The organism is Flavobacterium sp. A45 (assembly GCF_002001005.1).
Lineage (GTDB): Bacteria > Bacteroidota > Bacteroidia > Flavobacteriales > Flavobacteriaceae > Flavobacterium.
This window is the reverse complement of record NZ_MUNX01000021.1, coordinates 1-2,427: the sequence shown is the minus strand read 5'-3', so window position 1 is coordinate 2,427 and position 2,427 is coordinate 1. Positions and strand designations below refer to the sequence as shown.

The window sequence follows — 2,427 nt, the reverse complement described above, 5'->3', positions numbered from 1 at the left end:
TCTTTATTATTTGTAGACATAAAAAAAAACCGTTAGCATCAAAGTTAAGAAACTTTAATTACTAACGGTAATTTTATTTAAATAGAAATCTACTAGATATTTTCTAAACCATCTTTCATGTTTTGAATATAAGCAGCTTTTTGAAATTTCATTCTATTGATAACTGATGGCTTAATAAAAGCAGTACGTGCTCTTAGTTGTCTTACAGTTCCAGTTTTATCGAATTTTCTTTTGTAGCGCTTAAGTGCTCTATCGATATTTTCTCCGTCTTTAATTGGTATAATTAACATAATTTTATCACCCCCTTTCGTTAAGTGCGCAAAAGTAAACATTATTTTGAATTTCGAACACTAATTTTAAATATTTTTTTGCGTTTTATTTTTCACTATAGAATTACTCAACAAAAAAAACGAAGTTCCTTTCAAATATCTATTTCAACAAATTCCTTGAAATTACAATTTTTTGAATTTCAGTAGTTCCTTCACCTATTGTGCATAATTTTGAATCTCTATAGAATTTTTCTACCGGATAATCTTTGGTATAACCATACCCTCCGTGTATTTGCACAGCATCATTAGCTACTTTTACACAAACCTCTGATGAATACATTTTGGCCATTGCCCCTAATGTAGTTACAGGCCTATGTTGCTCTTTAAGGAAAGCCGCTTTGTGCAATAATAATTCCGAGGCTTCTATTTCGGTAGCCATATCGGCTAATTTAAAAGAGATTCCCTGAAAATCTGATATAGGCTGCCCAAACTGATGCCTTTCTTTTGAATATTTCAAAGCTGCCTCATATGCCCCTTTTGCAATTCCTAATGACAATGCTCCAATGGAAATTCTTCCCCCATCAAGAATTTTCATAGCTTGAATAAAACCTTGTCCTACCTCACCCAATCTATTGGCATCTGGAATACGACAATTGTCGAAAATCAATTCAGCCGTTTCACTGGCACGCATACCTAATTTATTTTCTTTTTTCCCAGAAGTAAATCCAGGCATTCCTTTTTCGAATACAAATGCAGTCATTCCTTTGGAATCTCCTTTTTCGCCAGTGCGAACAATTACTACAGCAATATCCCCGGAAATAGCATGCGTAATAAAGTTTTTGGCACCATTTACCACCCAAAAATCACCGTCACGCACCGCAGTTGTATTCATACCTCCAGCATCGGATCCTGTATTGTGCTCCGTCAAGCCCCAAGCGCCAATATGCTCGGCTGTTGCCAGTTTCGGAATCCATCTTTTCTTCTGCTCTTCGTTTCCAAAAGTCAAAATATGATTGGTACATAATGAATTATGCGCCGCAACAGACAGACCTATAGAAGGATCAACTTTTGAAATTTCCTCCACAATCGTGATATATTCATGATATCCCAATCCTGAGCCTCCTAATTCTATTGGAACCAAAACTCCCATAAATCCCATTTCTCCCAGCTTTTTAAAAAGCGGAATTGGAAAAATTTGAGCTTCATCCCACTCCATTATATAAGGTCTTATATTTTTTTCGGCAAAATCTTTTATAGATTGTGCTATTAAAGATTGTGTTTCGTTGTAATCAAAATTCATCATAAATGTCTTTTATATTAAAAGTCCAAATATAAGGCAATAAAATTTGCTTTTTCAACAGGAAAGCCGTTAATTTTTATCAAATCCTCAATATTTTTAAAATCACCATTCATACTTCTATATTTAACAATTTGCCGCGCTAAGTCATATTTGAAATAAAAAAATTGAGAAAGCTCCTTTATTGAAGCATTATTGACATCAATTTTATTCAAATTAGGAAGTTTTGATATCTTGAAATGAGTATTTAAATTCAGAATTACTTCTGGTGACAATCCCCAAATATCTTTGAGCTGATCCATCGAAACAAATCCACCTAACTTTTCTTTTTGGGTCAAAATCCGAATCGAAAGCGCCTCTCCGATCCCGTTTATTTTAATCAAATCTTCTTTTGTTGCTTGATTGATATCGATTAAAGTTAATTTCTCTTTTTTGGCGAAAGCCGAATTTCGAGTATAATTATATTCTTTAAAATCCTTTTTATGATTTACCCAATCAGGGAATTTGAAAAATGGAGCAATCACATTCAATAATGAATCTGAAACTTTTGTTACATCTTGAAATTCTTTGGCAGAATTAACAAACTTATTATCTTTTCTAAAATCCAAAAGCCTATCGATTTCTTTAACAGACATTCCGAGTTTATAACCTTTATAATCCGAAATAAAATTGGGATTAAAAGGATAGATATTTGGATGAACCTTATATTTAACTGATCGAAGCGAATCAATGCCTGACTGCAAAGCCAACCATTTTTCCTTTTCAGGAAAAGATTTGGCTGCTAAACTAAAATCAACAGTAAAATATAGTGTCTGCAATCCTATAATAATAGTAAAAAGCAATAAAATCCCTGTGCACTGC

At 33.2% G+C, this 2,427-nt stretch carries 3 protein-coding genes; all 3 read right to left on the bottom strand.

The window, feature by feature from the left end; translation table 11 throughout:
• Window positions 1-92: 92 nt before the first annotated feature.
• Complete coding sequence (rpsU, locus tag B0E44_RS00130) at window positions 93-290, bottom strand: 30S ribosomal protein S21 (RefSeq protein WP_024982054.1); 198 nt, start codon at window positions 288-290, stop codon at window positions 93-95.
• 139 nt (window positions 291-429) lie between these two features.
• Window positions 430-1,569: an acyl-CoA dehydrogenase family protein gene (locus B0E44_RS00125; protein WP_077370181.1), complete on the bottom strand. Its 1,140-nt coding sequence runs from the start codon at window positions 1,567-1,569 to the stop codon at window positions 430-432.
• A 17-nt stretch (window positions 1,570-1,586) separates the two neighbouring features.
• Window positions 1,587-2,427: ComEA family DNA-binding protein (locus B0E44_RS00120; RefSeq protein WP_371594317.1), on the bottom strand; the 841-nt coding region annotated here is incomplete at its 5' end.

Bases quoted from the DNA above. Each gene is read 5' to 3' on its own strand.
- rpsU (WP_024982054.1), bottom strand. From the start codon at position 290: ATGTTAATTATACCAATTAAAGACGGAGAAAATATCGATAGAGCACTT.
- B0E44_RS00125 (WP_077370181.1), bottom strand. From the start codon at position 1,569: ATGAATTTTGATTACAACGAAACACAATCTTTAATAGCACAATCTATA.